Origin of the sequence: Actinokineospora guangxiensis (genome assembly GCF_042657845.1) — a bacterium.
Taxonomy (GTDB): domain Bacteria; phylum Actinomycetota; class Actinomycetes; order Mycobacteriales; family Pseudonocardiaceae; genus Actinokineospora; species Actinokineospora guangxiensis.
The window spans coordinates 1-548 of record NZ_JBHSKF010000042.1; the positions used below are offsets into that span (position 1 = coordinate 1).

Annotated in this window: 1 protein-coding gene; it reads right to left on the reverse strand. The window is 66.4% G+C overall.

The features are described 5' to 3' along the window. Nucleotides 1-548, reverse strand: a 548-nt coding sequence (locus ACFPM7_RS30365; protein ID WP_378251285.1) for a cytochrome ubiquinol oxidase subunit I, incomplete at both ends; no start/stop codon positions are given.

Sequence of the window (548 nt, forward strand, 5' to 3'; positions counted from 1 at the left end):
GGTGTGCGGGATCGCCGCCAGCGCGGTGTTGTTGGTCAGCACCGCCCAGATCGAGGTCAGCACCGGCTTCCCGTCGACCAGCGCCACCCCGACCGGGTGCTGCATCCACGAGTTCGCGGCCAGGATGAAGTACGCCGATGCCACCGTCGCCAGGCTGAACGCCCACGCGCAGGCCAGGTGCACCCGCTTCGGCAGCCGGTCCCACCCGAAGATCCACAGCCCCAGGAACGTGGACTCCACGAAGAAGGCGACCAGCCCCTCCATCGCCAGCGGCGCCCCGAACACGTCCCCGACGAACCGCGAGTACTCGCTCCAGGCCATCCCGAACTGGAACTCCTGCACGATGCCGGTGACCACACCCATGGCGAAGTTGACCAGCAGCAGCTTGCCCCAGAACTTGGTCATCCTCAGATACTTGGCGTTGCCGGTGCGCACCCACGCGGTCTGCATCCCGGCGACCAGGATGGACAGTCCGATGGTGAGCGGCACCATCAGGAAGTGGTAGACGGTGGTGATACCGAACTGCCACCGCGCCAGGTCGAGAACGT